15 protein-coding genes and 1 pseudogene are annotated in these 14,386 nt (G+C 38.8%); 4 read left to right on the forward strand and 12 right to left on the reverse strand.

Features of this window, described 5'->3' with window-relative positions; all coding sequences use genetic code 11:
- Nucleotides 1-88: 88 nt before the first annotated feature.
- The 3 genes from BFU02S_RS10030 to BFU02S_RS10040 form a co-directional block, all read right to left on the reverse strand.
- Nucleotides 89-529, reverse strand: a complete 441-nt coding sequence (locus BFU02S_RS10030) for a peptidylprolyl isomerase (RefSeq protein ID WP_066369914.1) — start codon at nt 527-529, stop codon at nt 89-91.
- A gap of 218 nt (nt 530-747) precedes the next feature.
- On the reverse strand, nt 748-1,194 hold the full coding sequence (locus BFU02S_RS10035) for a CBO0543 family protein (protein ID WP_066369920.1): 447 nt from the start codon (nt 1,192-1,194) through the stop codon (nt 748-750).
- The gene (locus BFU02S_RS10040) at nt 1,121-2,242 is read right to left on the reverse strand and encodes a DUF2515 domain-containing protein (RefSeq protein ID WP_066369923.1); all 1,122 of its coding nucleotides are present in this window, start codon (nt 2,240-2,242) and stop codon (nt 1,121-1,123) included. Before BFU02S_RS10040 ends, BFU02S_RS10035 begins: the two co-directional genes overlap by 74 nt.
- Nucleotides 2,243-2,331: 89 nt before the next feature.
- On the opposite strand from BFU02S_RS10040, the gene shc reads away from it, so the two are divergent.
- The gene (gene shc / locus BFU02S_RS10045) at nt 2,332-4,197 is read left to right on the forward strand and encodes a squalene--hopene cyclase (protein ID WP_235842027.1); all 1,866 of its coding nucleotides are present in this window, start codon (nt 2,332-2,334) and stop codon (nt 4,195-4,197) included.
- A gap of 62 nt (nt 4,198-4,259) precedes the next feature.
- On the opposite strand, the pseudogene BFU02S_RS10050 reads toward shc, so the two are convergent.
- The 7 genes and pseudogenes from BFU02S_RS10050 to BFU02S_RS10080 form a co-directional block, all read right to left on the reverse strand.
- A pseudogene (locus BFU02S_RS10050) lies at nt 4,260-4,670 on the reverse strand (mismatch-specific DNA-glycosylase); the annotation flags it as partial.
- A 93-nt stretch (nt 4,671-4,763) separates the two neighbouring features.
- Nucleotides 4,764-5,348: a YitT family protein gene (locus tag BFU02S_RS10055; protein WP_066369933.1), complete on the reverse strand. Its 585-nt coding sequence runs from the start codon at nt 5,346-5,348 to the stop codon at nt 4,764-4,766.
- A 157-nt stretch (nt 5,349-5,505) separates the two neighbouring features.
- On the reverse strand, nt 5,506-5,934 hold the full coding sequence (locus BFU02S_RS10060; RefSeq protein WP_066369935.1) for a cell wall hydrolase: 429 nt from the start codon (nt 5,932-5,934) through the stop codon (nt 5,506-5,508).
- 83 nt (nt 5,935-6,017) lie between these two features.
- Nucleotides 6,018-7,394 carry a S1C family serine protease gene (locus BFU02S_RS10065; protein ID WP_084361063.1) on the reverse strand — a complete coding sequence of 459 codons (1,377 nt, stop codon included), beginning with the start codon at nt 7,392-7,394 and terminating at the stop codon, nt 6,018-6,020.
- Nucleotides 7,395-7,526: 132 nt separating this feature from the next.
- Complete coding sequence (locus BFU02S_RS10070; RefSeq protein ID WP_235842028.1) at nt 7,527-8,969, reverse strand: sensor histidine kinase; 1,443 nt, start codon at nt 8,967-8,969, stop codon at nt 7,527-7,529.
- The gene (locus BFU02S_RS10075; protein ID WP_066369954.1) at nt 8,941-9,645 is read right to left on the reverse strand and encodes a response regulator transcription factor; all 705 of its coding nucleotides are present in this window, start codon (nt 9,643-9,645) and stop codon (nt 8,941-8,943) included. The genes BFU02S_RS10070 and BFU02S_RS10075 overlap by 29 nt, the downstream gene beginning before the upstream one ends.
- A 455-nt stretch (nt 9,646-10,100) precedes the next feature.
- Nucleotides 10,101-10,667 (reverse strand): TetR/AcrR family transcriptional regulator, encoded by a 567-nt coding sequence (locus tag BFU02S_RS10080; RefSeq protein ID WP_066369936.1) that lies wholly within the window; start codon nt 10,665-10,667, stop codon nt 10,101-10,103.
- Between the two features lie 376 nt (nt 10,668-11,043).
- Between BFU02S_RS10080 and BFU02S_RS10085 the strand changes: the two genes are divergently transcribed.
- Complete coding sequence (locus tag BFU02S_RS10085) at nt 11,044-11,934, forward strand: VanW family protein (protein WP_066369938.1); 891 nt, start codon at nt 11,044-11,046, stop codon at nt 11,932-11,934.
- A 186-nt stretch (nt 11,935-12,120) separates the two neighbouring features.
- On the opposite strand, the gene BFU02S_RS10090 is transcribed toward BFU02S_RS10085, so the two are convergent.
- Both BFU02S_RS10090 and BFU02S_RS10095 read right to left on the reverse strand, forming a co-directional pair.
- Nucleotides 12,121-12,426: a hypothetical protein gene (locus tag BFU02S_RS10090; protein ID WP_066369940.1), complete on the reverse strand. Its 306-nt coding sequence runs from the start codon at nt 12,424-12,426 to the stop codon at nt 12,121-12,123.
- A gap of 105 nt (nt 12,427-12,531) precedes the next feature.
- Nucleotides 12,532-13,101 carry a YkoP family protein gene (locus BFU02S_RS10095; RefSeq protein WP_066369943.1) on the reverse strand — a complete coding sequence of 190 codons (570 nt, stop codon included), beginning with the start codon at nt 13,099-13,101 and terminating at the stop codon, nt 12,532-12,534.
- Nucleotides 13,102-13,263: 162 nt separating this feature from the next.
- Here BFU02S_RS10095 and BFU02S_RS10100 point away from each other — a divergent pair, with 162 nt between their 5' ends.
- The gene (locus BFU02S_RS10100) at nt 13,264-13,974 is read left to right on the forward strand and encodes a class I SAM-dependent methyltransferase (protein ID WP_066369946.1); all 711 of its coding nucleotides are present in this window, start codon (nt 13,264-13,266) and stop codon (nt 13,972-13,974) included.
- Between the two features lie 145 nt (nt 13,975-14,119).
- Entirely contained in the window at nt 14,120-14,362 is a 243-nt protein-coding gene (locus tag BFU02S_RS10105; RefSeq protein ID WP_066369948.1) for a hypothetical protein, read from the forward strand.
- Nucleotides 14,363-14,386: the final 24 nt, after the last annotated feature.

The raw sequence follows: 14,386 nt of genomic DNA on the forward strand, positions 1-14,386 counted from the left end.
ACACTACCCTAAAGCTTCTTGGGGTTAATTTGCCCTACACCGGTGATTCTAAACAAAAAAGAGCTGGAATTCAGCTCTTTTCCCTAATCTACTCTTCATCAAAAACTTTGACTTCCACCATTTTGTCACCATTTCGCATAGCTTTAACTGTATTAAGGCCAGAGGTTACTTGACCGAATACAGTATGAACGCCATCTAAATGCGGCTGGGATTCATGAACAATAAAAAATTGGCTGCCGCCGGTGTCTTTGCCAGCGTGTGCCATAGAAATTGCACCCGGTACATGTTTATGAGGATTTCCTTCTGTTTCACACTTTATCGTATAACCAGGTCCGCCCATCCCTGTTCCCGTAGGATCGCCTCCTTGGCTGACAAAACCCGGAATCACGCGGTGGAAGATAACGCCATTGTAGAACCCGCTATTAGCTAATTTTTCAAAATTCTCCACTGTTCCTGGTGCTTCATTTGGGAATAAATCAAACTCGATTTTTTTACCATTTTCCATTAGTATGTATCCTCTTTTCGCCAAAAAAAACACTCCTTTATGTAAAAAATCATTCTTATCATACACTTTCTACGCAAGAAAAGGAAGTACCTGAGTCAGCTGCCTATATATATTTCTTATAGATTGTGATAAGATCGTTCTAAGGGTCGCTTCCAAACATTTCGCTTGTTGCGGGACACTTAACCACTGTACGGATGGAAGCGGCCTCCAGTACAAAAGCCGGGATGCTAACCCTCGGCTTTTTACTCTGACTTCAGCCAATGAAAGTATAGGGTAATCACTGTTAAGAAAACCATATAACCAAAGAATGTGTAAACGTGCTCCCATTTGTTCGAATGAATGAAGAAGCCAAATTTCTCCGCCAGCCGTTCCAAAATCGACATTAGCAAACTGACAAACAGTATGATGCCGGCTTTTCCCCACTTATTCACTTGATGAATACAATAAGTAAACATCATTACAAAAATCGGAAGTCCCAGTAAAGTAAATATGATATTAATCGGAAAAATCTTGGGCAACAGCCGCAATGGAAACTGATACATTCCCTTACCGACACAAAAAAGATCTAAATAAGTACCAATTAACGAAGCAAGGACGGCACATGCTACATAATGCTTATTCCAAAAAATTAATCGTCTTTTTGGCAACGGCTGCAAGTTCGAGCCGTTCAAGTGTTTTACAGTATTCATGTTCAATCTCCCCATCAATGTTTATTTCGTCTCTCTCTAAATAATCCACTACACTAACATCGTCAAACCAATCTCCTTTTTCTGCTTCCGGCTGGCTGACATTTTTCCAAGCATTTTCAAGCTTTGGGCTGTAAATTCTTCCTGCTCCCTTTCTCAGCTGGCAGTTTTTGATGCGAAGTGGGAAGGGAAAGCCTGGAATCCCCTCTTTGATCTGATTGAACATATGCGGCCAATAATCTTTTCTTGAGCCAGTGTGGGGATGGGCTTTTGCCCATTTCACAGCCTGTGGTAAAAACTCCTGATCAAATAAAACGTAGTATAATCTTTTTCCCAATAAAATTCGTTCATGTAATGATTCAAACTGATGAAGGGTCTGTCCCTTTAATCTCCCAGATCCGTAGGGAAACAGAATATGATTAAAAGAGAGGAGATCTTGAAGGAAAAATTCAAATTTGTTAAGAACTTCTTTTTGATAAACAGGATTTTGTACGACTCTTTTTTCCAAATAGCTTTGTTCATTGATTACAAGGGCAATGCAAAGGATATAGGTATCGTGATTCTTCCAAAAATGATTCCAAATAGTTTCCATAAAGGTAGAAACATTTAAATAGGTTAATAAATAAAACAATGGTTTATTTTGTTTCAAACTTTCTTCATAAATAAGAAACTGTGGGTAGATATCTTGAAAAATCAGCCAATTGCCCCGCTCCAAAAACGTAAAAAACGAATTTCGTTCCTTTTTGGACAGTAATCTTGTTAAAAACTCCCCCTTTAAATCCGTCATGTTATACCCTCCATTCCGGGAGACCATATGTCCCAGAAAAGCCCATTCGACTTCCGAATAACGTAAATAAAAGTCAAGATAGGCTTTCGTTCTTGTTACGTTATTTAGATTATGTTCGGCTGTAACCAGCCTTATTTTCTCCAACAACTTCCGATCACCAAGTGTTAAGTGATGGGATGCTGCCGGGATGTTTTTGCTTTTTTGTTTGAGTTCATCCTTGATGCGATCTAGCGGCGTTTTCTTGAGGTTCCTTTTAAAAAAAATGGCAGATCCCTCCCAGAAACTAATTCTCTCAAAACATAAGGAATATGTATAGCCTAAGAATATTTTTTGGGAGAGGGATGAACCTTTGCATGATTGATATTACGAAGGGTAAGGATTGGCTAATTAAGACACTTAGAGGCGATCAGTCTCCCGACGGCTCTTGGAACTATCCATTTGAAACAGGCATATCCACAGATGCTTATATGATCATTTTATTACGGACATTGGAAATAGATGATGAAGAATTAATACTGGGACTTTGCAAAAGGATTTTAAGCAAACAGAAAAAAAACGGCTCCTGGAAGCTTTTTTATGATGAAGGAGATGGTAATCTTTCTGCTACGTTAGAGGCGTATTATGCGCTTTCTTATTCCGGATATTTTGAGAAAAATGACAAACGTCTAACAGCCGCTAAAAAATTCATCTTGGCAAATGGCGGGTTAGAGGAAGTTAGTATGTATACGAAAACCATGCTTGCAATTACTGGGCAGTATGTTTGGCCTGCCTATTCACCGCTTCCAGTTGAATTTATTTTATTGCCAAATAACTTCCCAATTAATTTCTATTCATTATCGATATACGCAAGGGCTAACCTTACACCTATAATGATCCTGGCATCCAACAAGTTTTCTTTAAAAACGAAAAAAAGCCCGGATCTGTCTGATCTGTATGTACGAAAAGAAAGTGAAAACGATTGGGTTCGATCGGCTGAACTTCGCTCCTTTTTATCTTTTATTGAGGAAGGGGTGAAAAATTTAATCGGTTTACCAACCCAACTCCGCCAATTAGCGATTGAACGGGCCAAAAAATATATGCTAGACCGAATTGAGCCGGACGGAACCTTTTATAGTTATTACAGCTCCACCTTTTTGATGATTTTTGCGTTAATGTCGCTGGGATTTAAAAAGACGGATCCAATCATAATACAGGCAATAAGTGGCATTATGTCTATGAAAACTGAAATCAACGGCCTGCCGCACATGCAATATACAACAGCCAATGTATGGAATACCTCCTTGATCAGCTATACACTGCAGTCAGCCGGGATATCGCCGGATGACCCGATGATTGTGAATGCTAATCACTATCTTCTCTCTCGCCAGCATCATAAATGGGGGGATTGGGTTATTCATAATCCAAACAGCCTGCCGGGTGGCTGGGGTTTTTCAAATATTAATACGATCAATCCAGATGTGGATGATACGACAGCCACACTTCGTTCCATTTCCAGGATTGTTCCGCCAGAACATGTTGCTTGGGAGCGCGGAATCAGCTGGTTATTATCAATGCAAAATGATGACGGGGGGTGGGCGGCGTTTGAGAAAAACACAGATTCTAAGCTGCTTGAGTTTTTCCCGATCGAAAAAGCCAAATATATGCTACTAGACCCCTCTTGTGCCGATTTAACCGGAAGAACGCTTGAGTTTCTCGGAAATTATACGAATCTGCCAAAGTCCCACACGATTATTAAAAAAGGAGTCCATTGGCTTCAGAGAGACCAAAGGAAAGATGGTTCTTGGTATGGACGCTGGGGTATTTGTTATATATACGGAACTTGGGCAGCCATTTCTGGTTTAGCAGCTGTCGGAATACCTCATCACGAGACAAACATCCAACTGGCTGTAAAGTGGTTACAGTCAATTCAAAACGATGATGGCGGCTGGGGTGAGTCATGCCATAGTGACAGCAAAGAAAAATATGTTCCATTATATAAAAGTACGTTAACACACACTTCGTGGGCCCTTGATGCGCTCATTACCGCCTCGGAAAAGCCAACCATTGAAATTCGTAAAGGGATCGAATATTTGCTGGAATCCCTTGATACGTACGATTGGACCATAGATTATCCGGCAGGTCAAGGAATGGCAGGAGCCTTTTACATTCACTATCACAGCTACCGCTATATCTTTCCGCTCCTGGCCCTGTTGCACTATGAAAACAAATTTGGAAAGTGATATATTAATCTTACATCAGCGGTTTTGCATATCGCTGATGTTTTTATTCTTAATTAAACTGGTAATATCCCGGGTACAATCGCTTCTGCCTGTACTCCCCAAGGTGCTCTTTTTCGGCCGCTAAATTCCAGATACACTCCTTTTCCAACATAACAAACAATGTGGGGCTTCAACTTGGTGATTTTATGTTTTAAGACTTCCCTACCCTCCAAATATTCTTCTTTTCCAATTTCATCGGCTGATTTAGTTGGTCTGGATACGATGTTCGTGATTCCGTAGCCCAATTCTAACAGCCGATTATCTTCCTCGGCCGTATATTTTCTCGGTGTTAGTCCAGATTCATACAGAATCCTCCAAAATCGATTATTGGGATTGGCAAAATGATGCCCTATTTGGCTCGATCGAATACTTGGATTAAATCCAACAAATAAAATTTGCAAGTTCTCTTTAACAAGATCTCGGACCGGTTTCACGGGAGTTCTCCTTTCCAAGGCAATACAGTAAAGTTTTCTTTTATTATAATCTTTTCAAGGAGATTCACCGTGTTTATTCAGAAAAAAGGTGAATTATTTCAAATAAATTTCTACACCTCGTAAAGAGGTAATAACACTTGCTAACAAACCGACTATTGAGACAATCAGCAACGAATAAAACATTTTCACTTCATGGAGAGTCAGAAGTCCGATTACAATGATCATGGCATCAATGACAAATAAGATGACACCAACATTTACCTTAGACCATTTAGAAATTAGCAGTGCAAGCAAGTCCATACCACCCGGACTGATATGGGCCCTTAACATGACCCCTACACCAATCCCGATAAGAGTCGCACCGATCATCACACTGATTATAATAGGCAATTGAATTGTTCCGTTTAATGGACCCAAAATTTCCAGCATGAAGCCGGAAATAATCGCACCCATTAAACCATTATAAAAATAAAGCGGGGCAGTTTTAAATGCAAATAGATACACAGGGATATTCAGTGCAATAAATGTTAAACCTGCCTTAACACCCCATAAGTAATTCAGCAATAAACTAATGCCAAAAAATCCACCATTTATTAAATGAAATGGCAGAATAAACCCATTAATTCCCACACCAATCATCGTACTTCCGAATCCGATCACTGCTAATTTCTTTCCCATACTACCCCTTCCTTGTCCTAGGTCTTATTAAACGTATATGAAAAACGGTCAGAGTTCATGCGAAGGCTTTTCAAGAATCAAAAAACGAAGCCTATGATAAGACTCCGTTTCTTTGTTCTTAAAAAAAATAGAGCCGTACTTTCCGGCTCTGACACTCTTAAAATGTATTATAAACATTAGCACATGTTTCTTCTGTCGGTTGATAAAAACAGTGCAGCTTATATCTGGAAACAAATGGCTGGTTATACCATCTTGATGGGCAATTTCCCGGAGGTCTGAAATACCAAAGACTGAATTTGGCAGGCCAAAATCTCTGCCCAGCGACAACTTTTCTCGCTAATCGCCGTTCCGACTCACGGGGTGCCTGATAAAAATATCCTTTTGTCACTGCTTCAAAGGCATGTGGTTGAAAGATCATTTGCGGGATCGTCCGCAGTCCTTTAAAGTCGGAACAATTGGCACGAATCCTGTTAATACCGACATTGCCGACTAAAAGTTCTCCAAACTTCCCTTCCCCTTCAGCCTCTGCTCTTAGTAATCTGGCTAATAAATCAAGGTCTGACTTTCTTGCCTTTACTACTGCCATAACGCCACCTCCAAACTAATTGCCTTATATCATATTCGGGAGGACGCGGGTGTTGACAGTTAATTTTGAATGACCCTTTCTTCTTAGTTCGTATTATTTGCATTGCTTGTTAATTTAACATTCACTGTCATGAGCTTTCCATTTCGATAAAGTCCAACTTTTACTGTATCGCCAATTTTCGCTTTTGTATAAAGAAACTTTCTTAATTCAGCTGAATTTCCAACAGATGTTCCATCCATAGAGACAATGATATCTTTTGGCTGGATTCCGGCACGGCCTGCAGCCGAATTTGAGTCAACATTTACCACTATCACACCATTCGACACGTTATTCGGCAGATCTTGGAGGTAGATTTGTGGAACCTGACTTAAATCAGCGAGACTGACCCCTAAATAGGGCCGCTCGATTTTTCCATATTTAATTAGTTGATTGACAATCGGGATTACATCATCACTCGGAATAGCAAAGCCCAAGCCTTCTACACCGCTTTCGGCAATTTTCATACTATTGATGCCAATAACTTGTCCTTCGGGATTAATCAAAGCACCGCCGCTGTTTCCCGGGTTAATTGCTGCATCCGTTTGAATAACAGTTGTTTCATAGTCTCCTGCCGATGTCTGAACCGAAATACTCCTGTTCGTAGCACTGATAATCCCTTGCGTTACGGTTCTGGAAAGTTCAGAACCAAGCGGGTTCCCAATAGCGTACACCGGATCACCAGGGCGAAGGGAGGAGGAAGTACCAAATGTTGCAATGGTATTGACATACTTCCCAGGGATTTTTAATACAGCCAAATCTGTCAAGGCATCTGTACCCACTAATTGCGCTGATGTTTTCGACCCATCATACAAGGAAACCTCCAGCTTATTGGCTCCTTCTACTACGTGATTATTTGTGACAATATAGGCATAACCGTCTTTTTTCTGAATAATAACACCGGAACCGGATCCTGTGTCAACATTTTGCGAGGAAGTCGTATTGCCAAAGAAATCCTGACTTTGCTGACGTTGATAGTTATCAATTCCGACAATTGCTTTGGAAACCCGCTGGACTGTATCGGCAATTGAATTTTGCGATGCCGTTTGAGTTGAAACCGGCTTGGCCTGTGAAACAGGCTGGGAAGCAACCGATACAGCCTGATTATTATTATCATTATTGAAATTTTTGATATAGTCTGTATGCGGAAGAACTGCCAAAGTTAAAACAGAACCGACAACTCCGGCTGCAACCATCGAAGTAAACCCTTTTACCGATTTCTTTAACTTACCATTCGGTTTCTTTTCAAACCGTTGATTGATCGGGACTTCTTCCGATAATTTGTTCGTCATTATGTTTTCATCCGAACTACTATCATGTGATTTCGTTTGATTATGTTCTATATCATCTGCTGTATTTCTATTATGTGCAGGAACTGATAAATCAACTGAATTTTCCTGTTCAAAATCTTTTTCGAAATTCATTTTTTCCAACTCCTTATAAGAAATCTATTAATTTCTTTAGGTTTACTATAACCGACAAATCTTAAAAAATTATTAATAAACTTTAAAGAGATTCGAAAAGATATAGGGATATATGATGGAACGAGGCTATCCCTAATTCTTTGCATTGGTTGGAAAGGGGATTTTTATAACGAATTTAGTCCCTTTTCCTTTTTCACTAAAAACATTGATGTCTCCATTATGGAGAAGAACCAATTGCTTCACAATCGAAAGGCCAAGACCGAACTCGCCATATGGATTGCTTGTCCTTGAAATTTCTGCCTTATAAAACCGATGCCAAATATTCTCGACCTCGCTCGGTTCGATTCCAATCCCGGTATCCTCCACCTCGATAATGGCGGCATTTTGTTCGTATCGTCCGCGAAGCCAAATTGTCCCATCAGTGGTAAATTGAATGCTGTTTTTCGTGATATTAATTAAAATTTGTAAAAGCCGGTCATAATCAGCATTGACGTATACATCCGGGGATGCCTCAACCAAGATTTGATTATTTTTTTCTTCTGCTTGAATATTCAATTGTTCCTGAATAATTTCCAGAACCTCCAGGACCTGAATATCTTCACGATACAACTGGATTTGATTCGAACGAATTTTGTCATAATCCAGGTTCTCATTCACAAGACGAATCAACCTTTTGGCCTCTTGAGAGACGAGGTTAATGCCCCGTTCTTTATCTTTATCAGGAATCATATTATTCTTCAATCCCTCTATTACCCCGCTGATCGTCGTTAACGGAGTCCTAAGCTCGTGGGAAACATCAGACATAAATTGACGTCTCCGGTTTTCCAGACTTTCGATTTCCTCCATATAGGCGTTAAGTTTATTGACCATATGATTAAAATCGTTTGCTAATTCACCAATCTCATCGAAATTGGCAGCATGAACTTTTACATTGTAATTTCCTGCAGACACAAGCGATGTAGCTTCACGGAGCCGTTTTATCCGTTTAACGTGAACTCGTGACAAAAACCAGCTTTGTAAAAAAGAAACTCCTAAAGCAATTAGAATCGTATACATTAATATTTTATTTATTTGGCGAATCATGGCACTGGAACCGCTGATCGGCGAAGTCAGAATAATTCCGCCGCCAAATTTACCATTATCAATAAATGGCAGTACCACAAACGTTACACCCTCTTGGCCAAATCGTTTGAAGTCTGCGTTAACAATCAACGTTTTCCCATTCGTGATTTCTTTCCACTCTGATTCAGATAGTCCATTAATGGTCGGTGCATGTTTGCCGACTGCATATATAGTACCTTCTTGGTCAAACATACTGAAGCTCATATTTCTTGCGACTAAAACAGAACTGTACTGGTTGATAATTTGATTGGTGGAAAAAGGGGATCCTTTCATATCTGCCAAGATCGCCTTACCATATGATATAAGTTCATCCGCTTTGTTCTGATAGACTAAATTTTGAATGTAATGAGCAAATAAAAGACTTAATAATAAAAAGGCAACTAGTATGATACTAATATGACTAAAGAACTGCTGGTAAAAATATTTAAACTTCATCTGCTTTAATTGAATCATCAAACTTATACCCTACTCCCCATACAGTATGGAAGAATGGCTGTCCGCTTATTTCGACCTTTTTCCGCAGCCGCTTAATGTGAACATCCACTGTCCGTTCATCACCGTAAAACTGATAGCCCCAAACCCGTTCCAGCAGCTGCTCTCTTGAGAAAACCTGACGGGGATGTTCGACCATATAATAAAGTAAATCAAACTCTTTCGGGGTCAGATTTGAAATCGTTGTTCCATCCACCACCACTTCTCTCGTTGTTTTATCCACCTTAAAATGTTCTGTTTGCAAAATACCATTATCTTGATTATTTGGCACCTGCGCTTGAAAGCGACGGGTAACCGCTTTAATTCTCGCCATAAGTGTCAACGGGCTGAACGGTTTTGTCACATAATCATCTGCTCCCATTTCCAGCCCAAGAACCTGGTCGGATTCACTATCTTTTGCAGTTAACATAATAATAGGAACGGTAAACTTCTCTTCCCTGATTTTACGGCAAATCGTCACTCCGTCCATTCCTGGAAGCATCCAATCGACGATAAGAGCATCCCATGTACCTGATTTAAATCGTTGGTAGCCCTCAAGTCCGTCGTTGACAAATACCCCTTCAATCCCTTCTTTTGCAAAAAACATTTCAATCATCGAACAAACACTTTTATTATCTTCAATCACTAAGATTTTCAAGATTTCATCTCCTTGCATTAATTGGCGTTTATGCCTCCATATATGAAATTAAGGGGTTATTGCTTCATGTAGACAAAAATTCTGTCAAAAACGGATTTCTTGTCCTCATAACCCCTTCATGCGGAAAGAACTTATTTGCACCATCCCGTCCATATAAAAAACTCCTCTTTCTATTAGTGTAATCAAATTATGTCACATATCAAACCTTCTGCCTAAATCTTCCCAACTAATTAATAGTTTGTTCATAGTTTTTTAATAAATAAAAACCTTGAACGGTCAATGTTCAAGGCATTTTCGTAAAAATAAATTTTTAAGACAGGTACACCTCACCCAGTACGTTCTTTCCATTTAAACCATGCTGAAACATCCCAATGACGTAGCTGTTTAAACCTACAAAGCGCTGGTCGATTGTCAGCCCTTTTTGGAATCGGTAATAAATTGGCTGAATGATATCGTTAATTGTTTTGAATTCCCTTTAAAATCATTTCAACAAAAATTTCCGACACTTCATAGTCCGAAGCGCTGCCATTTGGATTAAACCATTGGTAGCTCCAATTGATCATTCCCAATATTGCAAAAGCAACAATATCGGCCTTCAAATCTTTGCGGAATTCACCCTTTTCCATTCCTTCTTTTAATAAATCTTCAATATTAAAGCGGAATTGGTCGCGTTTTGGGAGGATGACGGCAAGCCGGTCATTGCTTAAATTTTTCATCTCACGAAAAAAGATTTTTGCTGCCGAACCGCGCGTTTTTATATCGGAGATCAGCATATAGACGATATCAAATAGCTTTTGTTTACTTGATTTGGTGTTGTCATGCAATATTTCTTCCTGCCTGAGAAGCAAATCATTAATGTACCCATGGTGGATATCCATTAGCAGCTCTTCTTTACTGGAAAAGTAATAGTAAAAAGTCCCTTTTGTTACTCCAAGGGCATCTACAATATCCTGAATGGATGTTTCACTAAAACCTTTCTTTTCGAATAAACGGATACTTTCTGATGTTATTTTTCCTTTCACTTTATGTCCTCACCATCTCTAATATATCTATTAGGAATTATATCATATCCTTCTTCCCTTTATAGAAATTCGTAAAACTTTACTGGTCTCTTTCTTCCTAGTCACCCAAAGTGTTACGTGCTTCTTCCTGCAAAGCCCTTCTTGAGATTCTATCAACCTCGGTTTTCGACAGTTGTTCTACTAAAATATGAAAACAAACTTCACTTCTTTATACCAACCAGTTAGTATGTGTTATAATAATTATACATTTAAAAAAACAAAATTCAAATATTTTCTTAATATTCTAATTACGCAACAACATAATCATTCTTACATTTTTGTTCTTGCCATTACATGAAACTGCTATAAAGCGCCAATATTAAAATGAGGTGGTTTCATGTATAAGATTTTCTCTGGTGTATTCAGCCTGTTACTATCCATTCAATCCGTTAACTTTTCTGAAAGCTTAACTATTACAAAAGACGGAAAGCCCATCACGACGATCAACCGTACGGACTTTTTTAACCCATATGTTGACTTGCCGATTATAAACCGGAAAAAATATCGTCAATTTTTGGAACAATTGAATAAAAAAATTTACCTTCCTGCAGAGAATGCTAAACTAGATGAACATGGAATTATTATTCCAGAGAAAGTAGGGGCACAGCTTCATGAGCAAGTATTAACAGAACAAATTTATGCTTTTTTTTATAATCATAAAACTGGCAAATTGGAAATTCCAATTATCCCGAATTATCCAAAGGTCGATAGTGAGCTGCTGAGCCAAATAAATAGCTTTCGAATTGGGAGTTATGTTACATCATTTAACCCGCAAAATAAGAACCGGACAAATAATATCCGCCTTGCAGCTGAAGCCATTAATAATTCAGTTGTCTTTCCGGGTGAGACATTTTCCTTTAATAAAACGGTCGGCAAACGTACGGCTGATAAAGGATATTTACCTGCACCTGTTATTGTAAGAGGAGAATTTTCGGAAGATATTGGCGGCGGTATTTGCCAGGTGTCTTCGACATTATATAATGCAGCTGATAATGCAGGGATGACAATTGTTCATCGATACTCTCACTCAAGTAGTGTTCCCTATATTCCACCCGGACGGGATGCGACAGTAAGCTGGTATGGTCCTGATTTTGAATTTAAAAATGACTATAAGCAGCCTGTTTTGATTCGAGCCAGGACACTTGGACATTTATTAATTATCAAAATATATTCTTCCGACGGAATCGAATTTACCCCACGGAAAGTCCCCAATCCTCCGATCAACTAAGAAAAGCGCAAGCGCCTTGGTCAGCCCCGACGGGCAAATGTTCTTCTGCCCTAAAAGTCTGGTTTTTGAACTTTTAGGGCAGAAGGTTATTTGACCCCGAGAGGCTAGGCGCTGGAGCTGGACAATTCTCGAAGTCAAAATTTCTTTACTACTAAAAAAGTCCGCAAAAAGCGCGGACTTTTGTTTTTACTTTTTATTTTGATTATTGTTTATTGCACTTGATAAAAGCTCTTCAGAAAACTCTGTTAATGCTGCATTATCCATATTTCCTACGTTCATTTTTGGCCTTATGTTCAACTTTGGTGTTATATTACGGATTGCATTACTAAAAGGAAGCACATCATTATTGTTCTTGCGTCTTCCCCGTGTGATCCCAAAAGCGGCAGCACTGATGCTGATTCCAAGCCCTATTAAAGACGCCCACATCGTTCCACGGCGTTTCCGTTTAGGCATGAACAAATTGGCAAACGGCAATTTTCTTAAATTATTCATCCTAAAGAACCCCTTTTACATAAAATTTGAAAGGGAAGAACCCTTTCATTTGCTTAATTTGTGCTTATTCGTAAAGAATATAATAGAATTTCGCCGACAAATTTGTCATTTTGTAGAAGGGGTATGACCATAGAGCAAATAGAGCTTCTCTTTTGATAATAATAAATATGACAATTTATGTTTATGGAAATTTTTTAATGATGAACTTGAAAGCCAAAAAATTGGCAGCTGGCCTATTCTTTTGAATAATCGGTACAATCGGCTCTCAGGAAGAAAACATTCAAACCCTAGCGCCTGAACTCCTTTATTTAATGTGGTAATTCCGATCACTCCCTTTATATACCTCTCCTCGGGATGATCCTTTAAATATCTTGCCAGTGCCGGCATAGAATGTAAAACCTGACGATACATAAGCCTTGCACGTTTAAGTTCATTTTTTATTTTTCGTGATTCATTCAGCATCCGGACATTGTGCAAATGAATTTTTAACAAAAAATCATTTTTGCTAATTCTTGTACCGTCTGAAAGAATTAAGGTTTTCCCTTTGTATTTTGTAATTCGGACACGAAAAACGTTAGATGTTTTATTAACATCGATATAGTGCAATCGGGAACATAAATAAAACAATGGATCCATAAATTTCCAAATCCATAATATAGTCAGACGAATCCCCACACCCCTACACTCCATTCCAATCATTTCTTTCATAATATAAGTTTTCTCAATTTTACTACGGTAATGTAAGAGTATGAAGAAGAATTATGAAAATAAATTTAGGTTGTGAACCTCCCGTAAGCCGTTTTCATATGATGCAAAAAAGATTAAAGGTGGTGCCCAATGGGAGGTTTAACCTATCTTGACTTTTTGGCGAAATTTGGTATTGGCGGTGCTCATCCCGGCGGATTTCTTTTAACAAAAAATATTCTAGCACAAGAAAAAATTCCATCAGGCTCCCTGATTTTGGATGCCGGGTGCGGAACCGGACAAACGGCAGCCTACCTATGCCAAGAATATCAAACAAATGTAGTGGGTCTGGAAATTAATAGCATTATGGTAGAAAAAGCAAAGAAGCGATTCCAAAATTTACAGCTGCCGATTCAATTAGTGCAAGGATCTGTGGAAAATATTCCGTTTGCCGATCAAACATTTGATTTTATCTTATCAGAATCGGTCTTAGCTTTCGTCAATAAACCACGAACCTTAAGAGAATTTTATCGAGTTTTAAAAAAGGGAGGTCGTCTAATTGCTAATGAGATGACGATTAATACCCCTGTCAGCAAAGCAGAAGAAGCAGAAATTAAGGAGTTCTATGCGATTGATTCATTACTTTTGGAACATGATTGGAAAACTCTATTAACAGAAACCGGCTTCCAAAACTTTCATATTCACTCATTAAAGCTGGATCTTCTTCAAGGAAGCCCCGCGCAGGAATTTAATTTCTCACAAGGTTTTGAGCCCGAGTTGTTTAACATACTAAATCAGCATGGAAATATGCTTGTAAAATATCATGACATTTTAAGCCATAGGGTCATGACCTGTACTAAATAAAAGCAAGATCTCCTCGTAAGAAAGTAAATAGTTTTTTACTTTCTTACTGGCTTAAAAAAAGGAGAAGAATAGGTGATTTACTCTTTCATCCACACTCACCCTTTCATAGGTTATAGCAAGTACATCTTGAAAGGAGAATTCACCAATGCAGCTGGATTATGAAAGTGCACGCCGGTTAAAAGGAGAAATAATTAAATTTAAAAATAAAGAAGGTAAATGGGCTATTGGAAGAGTGACAAAAGTAAGAAAAGATGGTCTTGAAATTGAGGAATTAACAACTCCAGAGCCAGGTGACGGATATGGTTATGGATGCTGGGGGCCATTTTGGAGACCGCCGGTATTCTTCCCGTTTGTTGGTTTCGGTATCGGCTTCCCGTTATTCTGGTAAAGCAAGTATGTAATATACTTGCTT

The sequence above is a fragment of the Neobacillus fumarioli NBRC 102428 genome (assembly GCF_001591485.1).
GTDB classification, from domain to species: Bacteria; Bacillota; Bacilli; order Bacillales; family Cytobacillaceae; genus Neobacillus; species Neobacillus fumarioli.

Excerpts from the sequence above, each read along its gene's own strand:
- BFU02S_RS10060 (WP_066369935.1), bottom strand. The coding sequence starts at position 5,934 with ATGGCAGTAGTAAAGGCAAGAAAGTCAGACCTTGATTTATTAGCCAGA.
- BFU02S_RS10100 (WP_066369946.1), top strand. The coding sequence starts at position 13,264 with ATGGGAGGTTTAACCTATCTTGACTTTTTGGCGAAATTTGGTATTGGC.
- BFU02S_RS10070 (WP_235842028.1), bottom strand. The coding sequence starts at position 8,969 with ATGATTCAATTAAAGCAGATGAAGTTTAAATATTTTTACCAGCAGTTC.
- BFU02S_RS10090 (WP_066369940.1), bottom strand. The coding sequence starts at position 12,426 with ATGAATAATTTAAGAAAATTGCCGTTTGCCAATTTGTTCATGCCTAAA.
- BFU02S_RS10035 (WP_066369920.1), bottom strand. The coding sequence starts at position 1,194 with ATGAATACTGTAAAACACTTGAACGGCTCGAACTTGCAGCCGTTGCCA.
- shc (WP_235842027.1), top strand. The coding sequence starts at position 2,332 with ATGATTGATATTACGAAGGGTAAGGATTGGCTAATTAAGACACTTAGA.
- BFU02S_RS10055 (WP_066369933.1), bottom strand. The coding sequence starts at position 5,348 with ATGGGAAAGAAATTAGCAGTGATCGGATTCGGAAGTACGATGATTGGT.
- BFU02S_RS10065 (WP_084361063.1), bottom strand. The coding sequence starts at position 7,394 with ATGAATTTCGAAAAAGATTTTGAACAGGAAAATTCAGTTGATTTATCA.
- BFU02S_RS10105 (WP_066369948.1), top strand. The coding sequence starts at position 14,120 with ATGCAGCTGGATTATGAAAGTGCACGCCGGTTAAAAGGAGAAATAATT.
- BFU02S_RS10085 (WP_066369938.1), top strand. The coding sequence starts at position 11,044 with ATGTATAAGATTTTCTCTGGTGTATTCAGCCTGTTACTATCCATTCAA.